Source organism: Roseobacter sp. FCG-D35, from assembly GCF_033436665.1.
In the GTDB taxonomy this organism is placed as follows: Bacteria; Pseudomonadota; Alphaproteobacteria; order Rhodobacterales; family Rhodobacteraceae; genus JAWQFO01.
On sequence record NZ_JAWQFO010000006.1, the window covers coordinates 168,638 to 184,475 of the forward strand.

16 protein-coding genes are annotated in these 15,838 nt (G+C 65.6%); 13 read left to right on the forward strand and 3 right to left on the reverse strand.

Annotated features, from left to right (window positions below; all coding sequences use genetic code 11):
• The first annotated feature begins 176 nt into the window (after nucleotides 1-176).
• The 11 genes from R5H30_RS15095 to R5H30_RS15145 all read left to right on the forward strand — a co-directional run bounded on the left by R5H30_RS15095 (nucleotide 177) and on the right by R5H30_RS15145 (nucleotide 10,615).
• Nucleotides 177-1,223 carry an ABC transporter ATP-binding protein gene (locus tag R5H30_RS15095; protein WP_318329328.1) on the forward strand — a complete coding sequence of 349 codons (1,047 nt, stop codon included), beginning with the start codon at nucleotides 177-179 and terminating at the stop codon, nucleotides 1,221-1,223.
• A gap of 200 nt (nucleotides 1,224-1,423) precedes the next feature.
• A complete protein-coding gene (locus R5H30_RS15100) occupies nucleotides 1,424-1,897 on the forward strand; it encodes an ester cyclase (protein WP_318329329.1) in 474 nt (157 codons plus the stop codon).
• A gap of 24 nt (nucleotides 1,898-1,921) precedes the next feature.
• A complete protein-coding gene (hisD, locus tag R5H30_RS15105) occupies nucleotides 1,922-3,253 on the forward strand; it encodes a histidinol dehydrogenase (RefSeq protein ID WP_318329330.1) in 1,332 nt (443 codons plus the stop codon).
• Nucleotides 3,250-4,305, forward strand: a complete 1,056-nt coding sequence (locus tag R5H30_RS15110; RefSeq protein ID WP_318329331.1) for an ester cyclase — start codon at nucleotides 3,250-3,252, stop codon at nucleotides 4,303-4,305. Before hisD ends, R5H30_RS15110 begins: the two co-directional genes overlap by 4 nt.
• Entirely contained in the window at nucleotides 4,302-5,066 is a 765-nt protein-coding gene (locus R5H30_RS15115; protein ID WP_318329332.1) for an SDR family NAD(P)-dependent oxidoreductase, read from the forward strand. The genes R5H30_RS15110 and R5H30_RS15115 overlap by 4 nt, the downstream gene beginning before the upstream one ends.
• Nucleotides 5,063-6,082 carry a LacI family DNA-binding transcriptional regulator gene (locus R5H30_RS15120; RefSeq protein ID WP_318329456.1) on the forward strand — a complete coding sequence of 340 codons (1,020 nt, stop codon included), beginning with the start codon at nucleotides 5,063-5,065 and terminating at the stop codon, nucleotides 6,080-6,082. Before R5H30_RS15115 ends, R5H30_RS15120 begins: the two co-directional genes overlap by 4 nt.
• The gene (locus R5H30_RS15125; protein ID WP_318329333.1) at nucleotides 6,079-7,050 is read left to right on the forward strand and encodes a nuclear transport factor 2 family protein; all 972 of its coding nucleotides are present in this window, start codon (nucleotides 6,079-6,081) and stop codon (nucleotides 7,048-7,050) included. The genes R5H30_RS15120 and R5H30_RS15125 overlap by 4 nt, the downstream gene beginning before the upstream one ends.
• A gap of 70 nt (nucleotides 7,051-7,120) precedes the next feature.
• Entirely contained in the window at nucleotides 7,121-8,089 is a 969-nt protein-coding gene (locus tag R5H30_RS15130) for a cupin domain-containing protein (RefSeq protein ID WP_318329335.1), read from the forward strand.
• A gap of 20 nt (nucleotides 8,090-8,109) precedes the next feature.
• Nucleotides 8,110-9,234 (forward strand): cobalamin-independent methionine synthase II family protein, encoded by a 1,125-nt coding sequence (locus R5H30_RS15135; protein WP_318329336.1) that lies wholly within the window; start codon nucleotides 8,110-8,112, stop codon nucleotides 9,232-9,234.
• Nucleotides 9,231-9,923 (forward strand): alpha/beta fold hydrolase, encoded by a 693-nt coding sequence (locus R5H30_RS15140; RefSeq protein WP_318329338.1) that lies wholly within the window; start codon nucleotides 9,231-9,233, stop codon nucleotides 9,921-9,923. Before R5H30_RS15135 ends, R5H30_RS15140 begins: the two co-directional genes overlap by 4 nt.
• Nucleotides 9,920-10,615, forward strand: coding sequence for an RraA family protein (locus R5H30_RS15145; RefSeq protein ID WP_318329339.1), 696 nt, complete (start codon nucleotides 9,920-9,922; stop codon nucleotides 10,613-10,615). The genes R5H30_RS15140 and R5H30_RS15145 overlap by 4 nt, the downstream gene beginning before the upstream one ends.
• A 16-nt stretch (nucleotides 10,616-10,631) precedes the next feature.
• Here R5H30_RS15145 and R5H30_RS15150 read toward each other — a convergent pair whose 3' ends face one another.
• Entirely contained in the window at nucleotides 10,632-11,225 is a 594-nt protein-coding gene (locus tag R5H30_RS15150) for a DJ-1/PfpI family protein (RefSeq protein ID WP_318329340.1), read from the reverse strand.
• Nucleotides 11,226-11,847: 622 nt separating this feature from the next.
• On the opposite strand from R5H30_RS15150, the gene R5H30_RS15155 reads away from it, so the two are divergent.
• Together R5H30_RS15155 and R5H30_RS15160 are read left to right on the forward strand one after the other, a co-directional pair.
• Nucleotides 11,848-13,302: a metal-dependent hydrolase family protein gene (locus R5H30_RS15155; protein ID WP_318329341.1), complete on the forward strand. Its 1,455-nt coding sequence runs from the start codon at nucleotides 11,848-11,850 to the stop codon at nucleotides 13,300-13,302.
• A 188-nt stretch (nucleotides 13,303-13,490) separates the two neighbouring features.
• Nucleotides 13,491-13,706 carry a WGR domain-containing protein gene (locus R5H30_RS15160; protein ID WP_318329343.1) on the forward strand — a complete coding sequence of 72 codons (216 nt, stop codon included), beginning with the start codon at nucleotides 13,491-13,493 and terminating at the stop codon, nucleotides 13,704-13,706.
• A gap of 75 nt (nucleotides 13,707-13,781) precedes the next feature.
• Here R5H30_RS15160 and R5H30_RS15165 read toward each other — a convergent pair whose 3' ends face one another.
• Entirely contained in the window at nucleotides 13,782-15,290 is a 1,509-nt protein-coding gene (locus R5H30_RS15165; protein ID WP_318329345.1) for a tripartite tricarboxylate transporter permease, read from the reverse strand.
• 4 nt (nucleotides 15,291-15,294) lie between these two features.
• On the reverse strand, nucleotides 15,295-15,804 hold the full coding sequence (locus tag R5H30_RS15170; RefSeq protein ID WP_318329346.1) for a tripartite tricarboxylate transporter TctB family protein: 510 nt from the start codon (nucleotides 15,802-15,804) through the stop codon (nucleotides 15,295-15,297).
• Nucleotides 15,805-15,838 lie beyond the last annotated feature (34 nt).

The window sequence follows — 15,838 nt, forward strand, 5'->3', positions numbered from 1 at the left end:
CAACAGGGATCGATTTCGCAAGAGAATCCTTGAGCGCCAGATTTAACGATTTTTCTTCCTAAAATGCGGCAATTAAGCTCATCTCCGCCGCTTCAAGCGCTCTGCGTGAAACTTTGCCTTGCCAAATTTGCGATTCGCGCGCACATTTATTGAACACGTTTGCAACGGGGCGAGGCATGGCCGAAATCCAGCTGAACAACATCTCCAAGCGATGGGGCTCGTTCGTCGGGGTGCAGAACTTCGACCTGACGATCGCGGACCGCGAATTCCTCGTGCTTCTCGGGCCGTCAGGCTGCGGCAAGACCACCACGATGCGGATGATCGCGGGACTCGAGGATGTGACCGAGGGCGAGATCCTGATCGACGGCAAGGTTGTGAACGACCTCGATCCCAAGGATCGCGACGTGGCGATGGTGTTCCAGAGCTACGCGCTTTATCCCAACCTCGACGTCTACGAGAACATCCGCTTCCCGCTGAAGGTGCGCAAGACCGACCCGTCGACGCATGACGAACGGGTCAGGCGGGCCGCCGAGATGGTCGAGCTGACCGATTTCATGCACCGCCGGCCGGCAGAGCTGTCGGGCGGCCAGCGCCAGCGCGTGGCGCTGGCCCGCGCCATCGTGCGGCAGCCCAACGTGTTCCTGATGGACGAACCGCTGTCGAACCTCGATGCCAAGTTGCGGGTATCGACGCGCCACCAGATCAAGAACCTAAGCCACGAGTTGCAGGTGACCACGGTCTACGTGACCCACGACCAGATCGAGGCGATGACGCTTGCGGACCGGGTCGTGGTGATGAACGGCGGCGTGGTCCAGCAGGTCGGCACCCCGACCGAGATATACGACCGGCCGGCGAACACCTTCGTGGCAAGCTTCATCGGCAGTCCCGCGATGAACCTGCTCGAGGGCGAGATCGCAGAGGGGGTCTTCACCGGCGAGAACACGCGGATCGCGGGGCTCGACCCGCAGCTGCGCGGCCGCGTCACGCTGGGCTTCCGGGCCGAGGACGCACAGATTGTCGACCAGTCCGAGACCCGGGCGCCGCTTTATGCGCTTGAGCTTTTGGGAGATGCGACCCTCGTGGCGCTGCGCCTCGGCGGGGCGATTGCATCGATCCGGGCCGCAAAGGACTACCGCGCCGAGATCGGCGACGCCATCGCGGTCGAGATCCCGCCCGAAGCCTGTCACGTCTTCGATGCCGACAGCGGCGAACGGCTGACCTGAACCATGCGGGATGCCGTTCTTTCCGAGGGCGTCGGGCAGGGGATGACGCGCAGTCGCCATCCGGCGCTGAACCGGTTGCCGCGGGATTTCCTGATCGCTCGGGCATCCGCCGACTGACATCTGTCGTCTTTGAACGACACAAGACATTCATTCCAGCGCAGGCCGCGACCGGTCCTTGCGCCCAGACAGGACACTTCGACATGACCAAATCCCCCCTCGAGATCGTCAAGGCCATGGAGGCTGCCCTCGAACGCAACGACGACGACCTCTCGCCCTATTTCCACGACGATTTCAAATGGGTCGGCAGCTACGGCTGCGGCACCAAGCACGGACTCGCCGAGTTCGACCGGGCCTGGCACATCCCCTTCCGAGAGGCATTCCACGACTGCCACTTCGTGACCGAGCATTTCATGGAGGACGGCGACTGGGCGGCCTGCTTCGGCCATTGCGAGGCGGTCCACGGCGGTGCGTTGATGGGCGTGCCGGCGACCGGCAAGCGCGTCCGCATTCCCTACATCGACTTCTGGCGCATCCGCGACGGCAAGATCGCCGAGAACCGGGTGAGCTGCGACCTTGCCGCGGTGCTGGCGCAGGTCGGACACGACGTCTTTGCCGGGCAAGGTTGGGAGCACAAGGGCGGGGCCTCGGCCATGCCGTCGCTCAGCTTCGCCTGAGCCGGGTTTTCGAAAGGGTTCATCATGACGATCACCACGTTGAAGTCGGGCAAGACCGCAAGCGCGCGCGCCGAGGACGACGCAAAGGTGCGCGCCACGGTCGAGGCGACGCTCAAGGACATCGAGGCGCGCGGTGACGCGGCTGTGCGCGAACTGTCGGAGAAGTTCGACAACTACGCGCCCGCGTCCTTCCGGCTGACGGACAGCGAGATCGAGGAGATCATCGGCAAGCTCTCGCCGCGCGAACTCGACGATATCCGGTTCGCGCAGGAGCAGGTGCGCAACTTCGCGCAGGCGCAGCGGGACTCGATGCGCGACATCGAGGTCGAGACCCTGCCGGGGGTGATCCTTGGGCACAAGAACATCCCCGTGCAGTCGGTGGGCTGCTACGTGCCTGGGGGCAAGTTCCCGATGGTCGCCTCGGCGCATATGTCGGTAGCGACCGCATCGGTGGCCGGGGTGCCGCGCATCGTGGCGGCGACGCCGCCCTTCAAGGGCGCGCCGAACCCCGGCGTGATCGCGGCGATGCATCTGGGTGGCGCGCACGAGATCTACGTGCTGGGCGGCATCCAGGCGGTGGGCGCGATGGCGCTCGGGACCGAGACCATCGACCCGGTTCACCTGCTCGTAGGGCCAGGCAACGCCTTTGTGGCCGAGGCCAAGCGCCAGCTTTACGGGCGTGTCGGGATCGACCTTTTCGCGGGACCGACCGAGACGATGGTGATCGCCGACGAGACCGCCGCCGATGCCGAACTGTGCGCGACCGACTTGCTGGGGCAGGCCGAGCATGGCTACAACAGCCCCTGCGTGCTGATCACCAACGCGCGCAGCCTCGCGGAAGGCACGCTGCAAGAGATCGAACGCCTTCTGGAGATCCTGCCGACCGCCGAGACCGCACGGGTCAGCTGGGAGGAATACGGCGAGGTTTACCTCTGCGACACCTACGACGAAATGCTCGAGGTCGCCAACGACATCGCCTCGGAGCATGTGCAGGTGATGACCGACCGCGACGACTGGTTTCTGGAGAACATGCATTCCTACGGCGCGCTGTTCCTCGGACCGCGCACGAATGTCTCGAACGGCGACAAGGTGATCGGGACCAACCACACGCTGCCCACAAAGAAGGCCGGGCGCTATACTGGCGGGCTCTGGGTCGGCAAGTTCCTCAAGACCCACAGCTACCAGAAGATCCTGACCGACGAGGCGGCGACGATGATCGGCGAATACGGCTCGCGCCTGTGCATGCTGGAAGGGTTCGTGGGTCATGCCGAGCAGTGCAACGTGCGCGTACGGCGCTACGGCGGGATCAACGTGCCCTACGGCGAGGCCGCACCCTACCGGGAGGCCGGCGAGTGACGACCGATCCCGTCAGCGCGGCCAAGGAGCTGTTCGCGCCGTTCCGCGCGGCACTTTACGATTTCGACGCGGATGACGCGCTCCGTGCGCTGGGGCAGATCGCGGCCCCTGATGCAGCCTTCCGCCACTGCCACCCCTTCGGCACGCTCGAAGGTCCGGGGGCATTCTGGGACGCGTCCTTCGCGCCGCTTGCCGCCGCGATGCCGGATCTCGAACGCCGTGATTACATCGTCATGGGCGGCGAGACCGAGCAGGGCGATCTCTGGATCGGGTGCGGTGGCGACTATATGGGCACCTTTGCGGCACCGTTTCTCGACATTCCGCCCACCGGTCATGCGGCGCACCTGCGGTTCCACGAATTCTACCGCGTCACGGACGGGCGCATCGCCGAGATGCAGGCGATCTGGGACATCCCGGCTCTGATGATGCAGGCGCGGGCCTGGCCGCTCGCGCCGAGCCTCGGGCGCGAATGGTTCATTCCGGGACCGGCCTCGCAGGACGGGCTGGTGCCGGGGCCGCACGATGCCGCGGCCTCACAAGCAACGGCAGAGCGCATCGTCGAGATGCTGACCGCCATGAAGCGCCACCCGTCCGAGGGCGGGCCGGAGGTGATGGAGATGGAGCGCTTCTGGCATCCGCGGATGAGCTGGTACGGGCCGGGCGGTATCGGCACGGGCCGAGGCATCGCGGGGTTCCGCAACTGGCACCAGATCCCTTTCCTGAACGCGATGCCGGATCGGGGCCAGTATGTCGACGAGATCGAGTACCATTTCTTCGGCGACGGGGATTACGCCGCCGTCACCGGCTGGCCCAACATGATCCAGACGCTTGATCGACCGGGCTGGCTGGGCCTGCCGCCGGTTGGCAAGCGCATCACCATGCGCAGCCTCGATTTCTGGCGGCTGGAGGGTGAGCGGATTCGAGAGAACTGGGTGATGGTCGACCTGATGCACATGTACGACCAGATCGGTGTCGATCCGCTGGCGCGGATGCGCGAGTTCAACAAGGTGCGTGCCGGCTTCGATCCCGAAACCGGCAGGGTGGCGGCATGAACCTTCCGCAAACGCCATCCTTCCGCCTTGACGGCAAGCGCGCGCTGGTCGCGGGCGCGTCCTCGGGCATCGGGGAAGCCTGCGCGGTGGCGCTGGCCGAGGCCGGAGCGGAGGTCACGCTGGCCGCGCGCCGGGCCGACAAGTTGCAGGCACTGGCGTCGGCACTGGGAGATACCGGATCGACGGCGGAAGCGCTGGCGATGGACGTGGCCGACACCGCGGCGACCGCGGCACTGGTGGCTGAGCACGGGCCGTTCGACATCCTCGTCAACTCGGCGGGGCTGGCGCGGCACGGTCCGGCGATCGACACCGCCGAAGACGATTTCAACGCGGTGGCGGACCTCAACATCAAGGGCGCGTTTTTTCTGACCCGGGCGGTGGCGAAAGGGCTGATCGCGTCCGGAAAGCCCGGCAGCCTGATCAATATCTCAAGCCAGATGGCGCATGTCGGTGGCATCGACCGCTCGGTCTATTGCGCGACGAAACACGCGGTCGAGGGCTTCACGAAGGCGATGGCGATCGAGTGGGGGCCGCATGGGATCCGCATCAACACGGTCTGCCCCACCTTCATCCGCACCGCCCTGACCCGTCAGACCTTCGACGACCCCGAGCGCGCGAAATGGGTGGAGGAGAAGATCAAGCTGGGGCGCATCGGCGAGGTCGAGGACATCATGGGCCCGGTGGTCTTTCTTGCCTCGGAGGCCGCGGCGATGATCACCGGTACCTCGCTGCTGGTCGACGGCGGCTGGACGGCGGACTGATGGCGGAGAAGGTCACATCGCTCGAGGTTGCGCGGCTGGCCGGGGTCAGCCAGTCGGCGGTCAGCCGCGTCTTCACGCCCGGCGCGAGTGCGTCGAAGAAGACAGCCGAGAAGGTGCGCCGCGCCGCCGAGGAACTGGGCTATCGCCCGAACCAGCTGGCGCGGGCGATGATCACCGGCAAGACCCGGCTGATCGGGCTGGTGGTGGCCTATCTCGACAACCAGTTCTACCCGATCGCGCTGGAACGGCTCAGCCGGGCGCTGCAACTTCAGGGCTATCACGTCCTCATTTTCATGGCCGAGAATTCCACCGACGGCGTGGCCGAGATGATCGACGAGTTGTTGTCGTACCAGGTCGCCGCGATCGTGACCGCCTCGGTCGCGATGTCGAACGATCTGACCACCCGCTGCGAGAACGCCGGCATCCCGGTCGTCATGTTCAATCGCGGGCAGGACGATCCGCGCCTCTCGGCGGTGACCTCGGACAATATCGCCGGCGGCCGGTCGGTGGCGCATTTCCTCGCCGCCGGTGGGCATACCCGCATCGCGCATATTGCCGGCTGGCAGGGGGCATCGACCGGCATTGACCGCGCGCGGGGCTTCGTCGACGGGCTGACCGAGCGCGGGCTGAAACCGGTCGCCGTGCTCGACGGCATGTTCGACCGCGACACGGCGGCAGGCCATGCGCGGGCGCTCTTCTCCGGGGCTGACCGGCCCGAGGCGGTGTTCGTCGGCAACGACCACATGGCGCTGGCGGTCATGGATACGCTGCGCTTCGAGCTCGGCCTGCGCATTCCCGATGACGTGTCGGTCGTGGGTTACGACGACGTGCCGAACGCCGCCTGGCCGACCTACGACCTGACCACGATCCGCCAGCCGGTCAACCGCATGGTCGAGGCGACGGTCGACGCGCTGATCGGGCGCATCGACGGCGACAACGAACCGCGCCGCATCCAGATTCCGGGCGCGCTGATCCAGCGCGGCTCGGCCCGAAAACCAAAAGGCTTCACGACATGAGTTACGCAGAGAACTGGACCGATTTTCCCGACTACATCATCGGCATCACCAAGGAGATCTGGGAGGATCGCGGCGTCGAGACGCTGAACCGCTACTACGCTCCGGACATCCCGGTGCGCTCGCCCATGGGGATCCAGCGCGGCAACAAGGACGTCATCGCGAGCACGATGGCGACCATCAACGAGTTTCCGGACCGCGAGCTGTTCGCCGAGGACGTTATCTGGTCGAACGATCCCGAGCACGGGCATCTCTCGTCGCACCGACTTCTGACCCGGGCCACGCACACCCGCGACGGCCAGTTCGGCAAGGCCACCGGCAAGCCCTGGGTGGTGCACGTGATCGCCGATTGCGCGGCGAAGGACGAGACGATCTACGACGAGTGGCTGGTGCGCGACTACGGCGGGATCGTCCGGCAGCTGGGCATGAAGCCGCGCAGCTTCGCGCGGCAGATGATCGCGGCGGAAGGCGGTGTCGAAGAGGCGCGCAAGCCCTTCCTGCCCGAGAACGACGTGGACGGCGGCTATCACGGGCGCGGCAACGAAAACGAATGGGGCGCGCGCTACGCCGACAGCCTGACGCGCATCATGAACCACGACTTCAACCACATCCTCGCCGACTACGACCGCGCGGTGATCGGCGAATACGCCGGCGCGCAGCATGCCATCGGGCGCGAGGCGGTCAGCGCCTTCTGGCTCGGGCTGCGCGCGTCCTTCCCTTCGGCCAGGTTCGAGATCCACCACCAGATCGGCATGGACGGTGACATGCTGTCGCCGCGCGCGGCGATCCGGTGGTCGCTCGACGGCACCCATGACGGGTGGGGCAGCTTCGGGCGGCCGACGGGCGCGCGGGTTCACGTGATGGGCATGTGCCACGCCGAGTACGGACCCTGGGGGCTGCGACGCGAATACGCGCTCTACGACGAGATCGCGATCTGGAAGCAGATCCTGATGCACGTGGGGGACGGATGATGCCGCGCCGAAACGCCAGCCGGGCCGAACGGCCCTATCCCCTGATCCCGCTTTCCGAGGTTCCTTCGACATGACATCGCAAGACACCGGCGTCCGGATCGTGCGCTACGGCGAGCTGATCCCCTGCAAGACCGCCTTCATCGACGCTCATACACCGGGCTCGAACCAGAAGGAAAACTTCACCATCATCGGCGGCGGGGTTTCCGAAAGCCCCGACCAGCACGTCCACATCACTGACAAGATCGGCTTCAACATCGGCGCGGCGGGCCAGCCGCCCAAGTGCCGCAACTCGCTGCATTCGCACCGCACGGCCGAGGTGTTCTTCGTCGCCAAGGGGCGCTGGCGCTTTTTCTGGGGCCGTCACGGCGACGCCGGAGAGGTGGTGCTGGAAGAGGGCGACATCATCGACATTCCCACCGGCATCTTCCGGGGCTTCGAGAACATCGGCGAGGATTACGGGATGATCATGGCGATCCTCGGCGGCGACGATGCCGGGGGCGGGGTGATCTGGGCGCCGCAAGTGATCGAGGACGCGCGGGACCACGGGCTGGTACTGGGCGAGAACGGCAAGCTCTACGACAGCAAGAAGGGCCAGTCGCTGCCCGAAGGTGTTGCGCCGATGCCGCTTCTGAGTGATGCTGAACTCGATGAGTTTCCCGAATTGCCGCCTCAGCGGGTCGTCGGCGGCTACGTGCGGCGCTACTGGGACATGGTAGCGCTGGCCGGGGCAGGTAAGCCGGTCAAGGTGATTGGCGAGGCGGGCATCATCCGCGACAAGCCGGGGTTCGAGGTCGATTTTCTGACCCGCGCCTCGGCCTCCGAGGCCACTCACAGCCACGATCGCGCCTCGGTGCTGATGCCGGTCGCCGGGCACTGGCGGGTCTTCTGGGAAGGCGGCGAGGCGGTCGTGGCCGCAGGCGATACCGTGCTGGTTCCGGCCGGCCTCGAACATGGCGCGGTTCCATCCATGACCGGCGAGGCGGCGCTTTATCACATCGTGGCGACCGACGATCCCGCCGGTGCGACCTGGACCGGCTGACAGACTTTGGAAAGACCCTGATGACAGACATCCTGACCACCCATGTCGGCTCTCTTCCGCGCACGCAAAAGGTGGTCGACTTCATCTTCGCCCGAGAGCGCAACGAGCCCTACGATGCAGATGCGTTCGATGCGGCCATGTCTGAGGCGGTGAGAGAGACCGTCCGAAAGCAGAATGGGGCGGGCATCGACATCGTCTCGGATGGCGAGACCTCGAAGATCAGCTATGCCACCTATGTCAAGGACCGCTACACCGGCTTCGACGGCGACAGCCCGCGCAATGCGCCCGCCGACCTCAAGCAGTTTCCGAGCTTCCTGAAACGGCTGGCAGCGGATGGCGGCACGCCGCAATACGCGCGGCCGATGTGCGTGGGCGAGGTGAGATCGAAGGGGCAGGGCGAGCTGGAAAAAGACATCGCCAACCTCAAGGCGGCGATGCAGGCGCACGGGGTGGAGCGTGGCTTCATGAATGCCGCCTCGCCTGGGGTGATCTCGCTTTTCCTGCAGAACGAGTTCTACAAGACCCGCGATGCCTACCTTGCAGCACTCGCCGACGCGATGAAGGCCGAGTACGACACCATCGTCGCCGCCGGGCTGGATCTGCAGCTCGACTGTCCGGACCTCGCGCTGTCGCGGCACATGCTCTTCACCGACCTGTCGGACTCGGAATTCGTGAAGGTCGCGGCGAGCCATGTCGAGGCGCTGAACCATGCACTGTCGGACGTGCCGGAAGAGCGGGTGCGCATCCATATCTGCTGGGGCAACTACGAAGGCCCGCATGTCTGCGACATCCCGATGGCACAGATGTTCGACGTGCTGATGTCGGCCAAGGCGACCTATACGCTCTTCGAGACATCGAACCCGCGCCACGGGCACGAATGGACCGTGTTCCGCGACCGCAAGGGTGACATTCCGGACCACAAAGTGCTGGTACCGGGTGTCGTCGACACCACGACCAACTTCGTCGAGCATCCCGACCTCGTGGCGCAGCGGATCGGGCGCTTCACGGATATCGTCGGCCGCGAGCGTGTGATTGCCGGATCCGACTGTGGCTTCGGCACCTTCGCGGGGTTCGGCGCGGTCGATCCCGACATCGCCTGGGCCAAGCTCGCCACACTCAGCGAAGGGGCGCGCCGGGCGTCGTGACGACGATCATCCTGATACCGGGGTTCATGTGTACCGCGGCGCTTTTCGGGCCGCAGATCCCGCTGCTCGAACGGTTCGGGCCGGTGCAGGTGGTCGTGCCGACGCAGGCGACCATCGCCGACATGGCAGCGGGAATCCTGCGCGGCACCGAAGGTCTGCTGGCGGTGGCGGGCCTGTCGATGGGCGGCATCGTGGCGCTTGAGATGTTGCGCCAGGCGCCGGAGCGGATACAACGTCTGGCGCTGATGGACACGACGCCGCTGGCCGACGCGCCCGCGAACCACGACATCCGCACGGGCCAGATCGCCGAGGTTCACGCAGGCGGTCTGCGCCGGGTGATGCGCGAAGAACTCAAGCCCGCCTACCTTGTCGACAGTCCCGACAAGCCCGCGCTGCTCGATCTCTGCATGGACATGGCGGAAAGCCTCGGACCGGATGTGTTCGAGGCGCAAGCCCTGGCGCTGCGCGACCGGGCCGACGCGCGGGACGTCCTGCGTGACGCGCCGGCGCAGACGCTGATCCTTTGCGGTGCCGAGGACCGGCTTTGCCCGCCGGATCGTCACGACCTGATGCACGAGCTTGCGCCGCAGTCCGTTCGCGAGACCATTCCGGACGCAGGCCACCTGCCGACGCTCGAAAACCCCGAAGCCACGAACGCAGCGCTGTCGCGCTGGTTGGAGGACAGATGACGCCATCCCTGCTGAGCCTGCTGCAGTCGGTCGACACGCCGACGGTCTGCAATGCGATCGAGGTCACCGAAGGCAAGCGCGGGTTCGACCGGTTCACCCGGGGCACGCCGGTCAGCAGCGACCCCGCGGCCAGGGCCATGGTCGGCTATGCGCGCACGGCGAAGATTTCCGGGGCGATGCCACCGACCGAGGCGGCCGACGTCATCAAGGCGCGGCGCATGGATTACTACCGCTACATGGCCGAGGCGCCCAAGCCCGCCGTCGCCGTGATCGAGGATCTTGACGGCGCCGAGGCGGTCAGCGCCTTCTGGGGCGAGATCAACACGACGGTCCACAAGGGGTTCGGGATCGCGGGGGTGGTGACGAACGGACTCGTGCGCGACCTCGGCGACCTGCCTGAGGGCTTTCCGGTTATCGCCGGCTCGACGGGGCCCAGCCATGCCTTCGTGCACGTCCGCGAGATCGACACGCCGGTGACGGTGCTGGGTCTCACCGTGGCCCCCGGCGATCTGATCCACGCCGACCGCCATGGCGCGCTGGTCATTCCGGAGGCCTCGGTGGCGTCGATGGAAGAAGCGATTGGCAAGCTGCTCGAGACGGAAAAAATCGTGCTCGAGGCGGCCCGCGCGCCGGGCTTCGATTTCGACGCCTTCCAGGACGCCTGGGCGGAGTTCGAACGCCGCCGGACCTGAGCCGTCGAACCCGGGCTTACGGGTGGCGGATCTCGGTGCCGAGCACCTTGAGGCATTCGCGCATGAAGGCCGCAAGCCCGGTCCAGCCCTTGGCCGAGACCATCGTGCCGTCGACAAAGGCCTCTTTCGGGTCGACGTCGATGTAGGTGCCGCCGACCGCCGCGATCTCGGGCGCGCAGGCGCCAAGGCCCGCGACCTTGCGATCCTTCAGCACCCCGGGAACGGCCATCAGGATTTGCACGCCGTGGCATATGGTGAAGATCGGCTTTTTTGCCTCGTGGAAATGCCGGACGATGGCCTGGATGCGCGGATCGGTCCGGATGTATTCGGGGCCGCGCCCGCCGGCGGCATAGACCGCGTCATAGCTGTCGAGCTCGGCCTCCGCTTCAGAAAAGGTCTTGTTGATCTCGGCGAAATGACCCGGTTTTTCGGTGTAGGTCTGATCGCCCTCGAAATCGTGCAGAGACGTCTTGATCCGGTCACCCTCGGACTTGTTGGGGCAGACGACGTGGACGGTATGGCCGACGGCCTCCATGCCCTGCTGGTAGACGAATATCTCGTATTCCTCGGTGAATTCGCCGGTCAGCATGAGAATTTTCTTGGCAGGCATCGGAGTCTCCTTGGTCCTTGGTCGTGCGCCGGCTCGTAAGAGACCGGCTTGGTGGTGTGTGTAAGAAAGCTGGAATGTCAGGGGGAAAAAGCGGTCATGTCGGAAGACACGTGTCGACTGAAGGACCGCGCCACATATGTCGGACGCTTAAGCGGGACCTATGCGGTGGCCGCGCGGTTGCGGCCATGCCCTTGCGGGCATCGGGGGCTGGTACGGCGCGGCCGATATTCGAACTCATCCTGACGTCATTCCGATTCCGGAGAGCGATCCGTGCATCTCCGGCTCATGTTGCTAAGCCTAGCCCGATCCCGCGCGTCAAGGCACGAGAAAAGTTGGATTTTTTGCCGGCACGTGATGGCGCGGCGGCACTCGTGGAGCCGCATGCGCCGATCGAAGTCGGCCTCGGGTGATCCCGCCCGCGCCGAGCTACGCAACACGCCGGACACGGCGACAGCCAGCGGCCGGGATTGCCCGTGCCGAACCTTTGCTGAAAAGGCCGGTCATTCACATAGTGGCAAAACCGGTCGCGTCTTGTCTCGTTGGCGGTCTCGCGGCAAGGTTGACCCGGCCGGATCGGCGATGGCCCAGACGCAAGCAGCATGAGGGACGGCATGAGATGTGCATGACCTGCAATGAAGCGCGACGGCTCGGTCACGATCCCATCAACCCTTGCCTGTGCGGCGCGCCGCAAACCCAGGCAGCCATGCGCAGGCTCGAGGCGGACATCACGCGCCGACAGATGATCGGCGGATCGGCGGCCGTGCTTGGGCTCTTCGCAGGCTTCGGCCTCGCTCCGAGTGACGTGCGGGGCCAGACACCCGGGCGTCCTACGCTTCTGCGCAATCTTCGTTTTTTCGACGGGCATACGACCAGAATGCAGACCGGGCGGGACATCCTGGTCGACGCAAGACGCATTGCGGCGATCCTGCCCGCCGGTACGGGCCCCGAGGATGCAGAGGTCATCGACTGCGGGGGTCGAAGCGTGACGCCCGGCCTGATCGACTGTCACTGGCATGCAACGCTTGTGAACATCAGCCAGCTTGCGGCGCTGACGCAGGACATCGGGTTCGTTCACCTCGTCGCCGGTCAGGAAGCCGGCGCGACCCTTCTGCGGGGCTTCACCACGGTGCGCGACACCGGCGGCCCGGCCTTCGGTCTCAAGCTGGCAATCGACCGGGAGGTCGTGAGCGGGCCGCGGATCTTCCCCTCGGGTGCGATGCTGTCCCAGACCTCGGGACACGGCGACTTCCGCCTCCTGAACAGCCTGCCGAGGATGCCCGGTGACCGGGAGGACTATACCGAACGCACCGGCGTCGCCGCGCTCGCCGATGGGGTGCCCGAGGTCCTGCGACGCACGCGCGAGCAGCTGATGAAAGGTGCGAGCCAGGTCAAGATCATGGCCGGTGGCGGCGTCTCGTCGCCTTACGATCCCATCGACACGGCGCAGTTCCTCGAGGAAGAGATGGAGGCAGCCGCAAGGGCCGCCGCGGACTGGGGAACCTACGTCTGCGCTCATGTCTACACGTCGGACGTGATCCGACGCTGCCTGCGCGCCGGGGTCAAGTCCATCGAACACGGCCAGCTTGCCGACACCGAGGCGATCCGGATGATGCGGGAGGAAGGCGCCTGGTGGTCGATCCAGCCGTTCCTCGCCGATGACGATGCCAACCCGCGCTCCGACCCGGTTCAGCGGGCCAAGCAGCTCGAGGTCGCGGAAGGCACGGTGCGCGCCTTCACCGAAGGGCGCGCCGAGGGCGTGCAGATGGCCTTCGGGACCGACATCCTGATGAACCCCGGCGGGTCGCGCAGCCAAGGACGCCAGCTTGCCAAGCTGACCCGTTTCATGGATCCGCTGGAGGCGCTTCGCATGGCCACCGGCGCGGCGGGGGACCTGCTGTCCCTGTCGGGCCCGCGCGCACCTTACGACGGGGCGCTCGGCGTGATCGCCGAGGGCGCACTTGCCGATGTCCTGGTCTGGGATGGCGATCCCGAGGAAGATCTTGGGTTCATCGGGGAACCGGAAACGAACCTCAGGTTGGTCATGAAAGGCGGCCGCGTGTTCAAGAACACGCTCTGATATGGTCGAATGCCCTGACCGACGTCGTAATGAAGTCGTTGCAGCACAGGGAGCGAGAGTCGCAATTTCACGCCTAAATCCATTGAAGTTTCCCGGGACACGCGTCACAGGCAGACATCGTCGCTTTGTGTGGATAGAATGACGGGAAACCAGTCAGTTCACGAGCAGTGCCTTGCGGGGTAGGAACCATGCATCTGACCAGAACACAGCCCGATTCCAACCTTTACAGGTTCTACAGCCTCGAGATCGTGCGCGGGCTCTTCGGAGACTGGGGTCTGGTCCGTAACTGGGGGCGGATCGGCAGCTCCGGCCAGATGCGGACGGACTGGTACGAGACCGAGGCCGAGGCGAAGGATGCCAGGTTCGATCTGCACATGGCGAAATCGAAGCGCGGGTACGAGTAGCCTTTAGGAAACCCGGGTGGTCAGGTCCGAAAATCCGATCTGCCGAGATCACGCGACAAGAACGGGCAGGGGCCTTCAATCCATCGAAGTGTCCAGACCGGCCGCGTCACGGTCGCGTCGGCGCCACCCCTGGATCATCGGCCAGAACAGCATCGCGACCGCTGCGAGGAAGAACGCCGTTGCAATGGGACGACTGAAAAGACCCATGAACGACCCAGAGGTCTGCAGCCCCGCGCGCAGTTCCGTCTCGAAGAGCGGCGCCAGGACGAAGCCGATCACGAAGGGTCCGAGCGGAACCTTCGCCCGCTCCATCACGAAGCCCACGAGACCAAAGGCGACCACGACCCAGACATCGAAGATGCGGTTCGACAGGGCAAATGCGCCCACCACGCAACAGACGAAGATCAGCGGCAGAAGAACCGCGCGATCCACGGTCACCACTTTCGACAGGATGCCGACGGAGTATTTCATGGTGAAGAACATCAGCACGTTGGCTACCAGGTAGGCGGCGATCAGCGCCCAGACGAAATCGCCGTTGGTCAGGAAGAGCAGCGGTCCCGGCTGGATATTGTGCATGATCAGCGCCGAGAGCAGGATGGCGTCGATCGGGCTGCCCGGAATGCCCATGGTGATCAGCGGGATCAGCGCGCCGCCCACGTTGGCGTTGTTGCTCGCCTCCGACGCCACGATGCCCTCTTCGCAGCCGGTGCCGAACCGTTCCGGCGTGTCGCTGACGTTCTTGGCCACGCCGTAGGCCACCATGGCCGACACCGAGGCGCCGACGCCGGGCAGGATGCCGATCCATGTGCCGATGACCGATGACCGCACGATGTTCGTCGCGTGCCGCCGCCATTTCTTCCAGCCGATCCGCACCCGCGCGCCGGCCAGTTTCACCGCTTCGGGCTGGCGGTCGATTTCCAGCGCGTCCTTGATCACCTGGGACATCACGAAGATGCCGAGAAGCATCGGCAGCAGCTGGAAACCGGCCGAAAGCTCGCTGAAGCCGAAGGTCAGGCGCAACTGTCCGTCGCTGTCGTTGAAACCGGGCATGGCGAACATCATGCCGAGGAACCCCGCCAGAAGCCCCTTGAGCAGCGATCCCTGTGACAGGGTGGCGATCAGAACGATCGCCATCAGGACCATGGTGAAGTACTCCCACGGGCCGAACTGCAGCGCCCACTTGGACAGCGGTGGCGACAGGACGACCAGGAAGAACCCGGCGATCATGCCGCCCGCAAGCGACGCCCCGATCCCGAGCGACAGCGCGCGCTGCGCCTCGCCCCGGGCGGCCATGGGATGGCCGTCGAAGGTAGTCATGAGCGATGATGGCGTGCCGGGCATCCGCAGCAGCATGGCCGAAATCAGCCCGCCCGAGACCGAGCCCACGTACATCGCCACCATCAGCACCAGCGCCATGGTGGAATCCATGTAGAAGGTCAGCGGGATGACGAGGGATATCAGCATCCCGCCGGTCAGCCCGGGCACGGCCCCGACGAAGATGCCCAGCCAGGTGCCAAGCACCAGAAAGAACAGCGGCCAGGGCTGGAAGATGTAGAGGATGGCCGAGCCGAGATCACCGATCATGATCCTACTCCAGGAAACCGCGATGGGGCAGGTCGACGAAGAGGACCTCGGCGAAAAGCCAGGAGAACCCGAAACTGATGGCAACGGCGAGGATGGCCACCGGGATCATCGAGCGCAGGCGGAACCGCGACAGCACGCCGCCAAGTCCGAGCACGAACAGCAGCGTGGCGGCGCGGAACCCGATGATGCCGAAGGTCATCACCGCCACATAGGCCACGGTGATGGCGATGGCCGCGAGCGCGATGCGCGGTTGCAGGGGCGCCGGCCGTTCGCCGGTCTCGTCGGCCGGGTCGGGCGCAGGCGGGTCGGGGCGGAGATTCGACAGCAGGATGCCCGCGCCGATCAGGATCAGCGTGATGGCGATGGCCATAGGTACCCGTGCCGGACCCAGCGGATCGAACTGGGGCGGCGGCAGCTGCCATGCCGCCCACAGGATCGCGCCGCTGAACATCCAGATGACCAGGACGAGGGCCAGATCGGTACGCTTGTCACGCAGCTCGCGACGGGTGGTCATGGCGACCCTCGATCACAGGTTGGTTGCAGAGGGA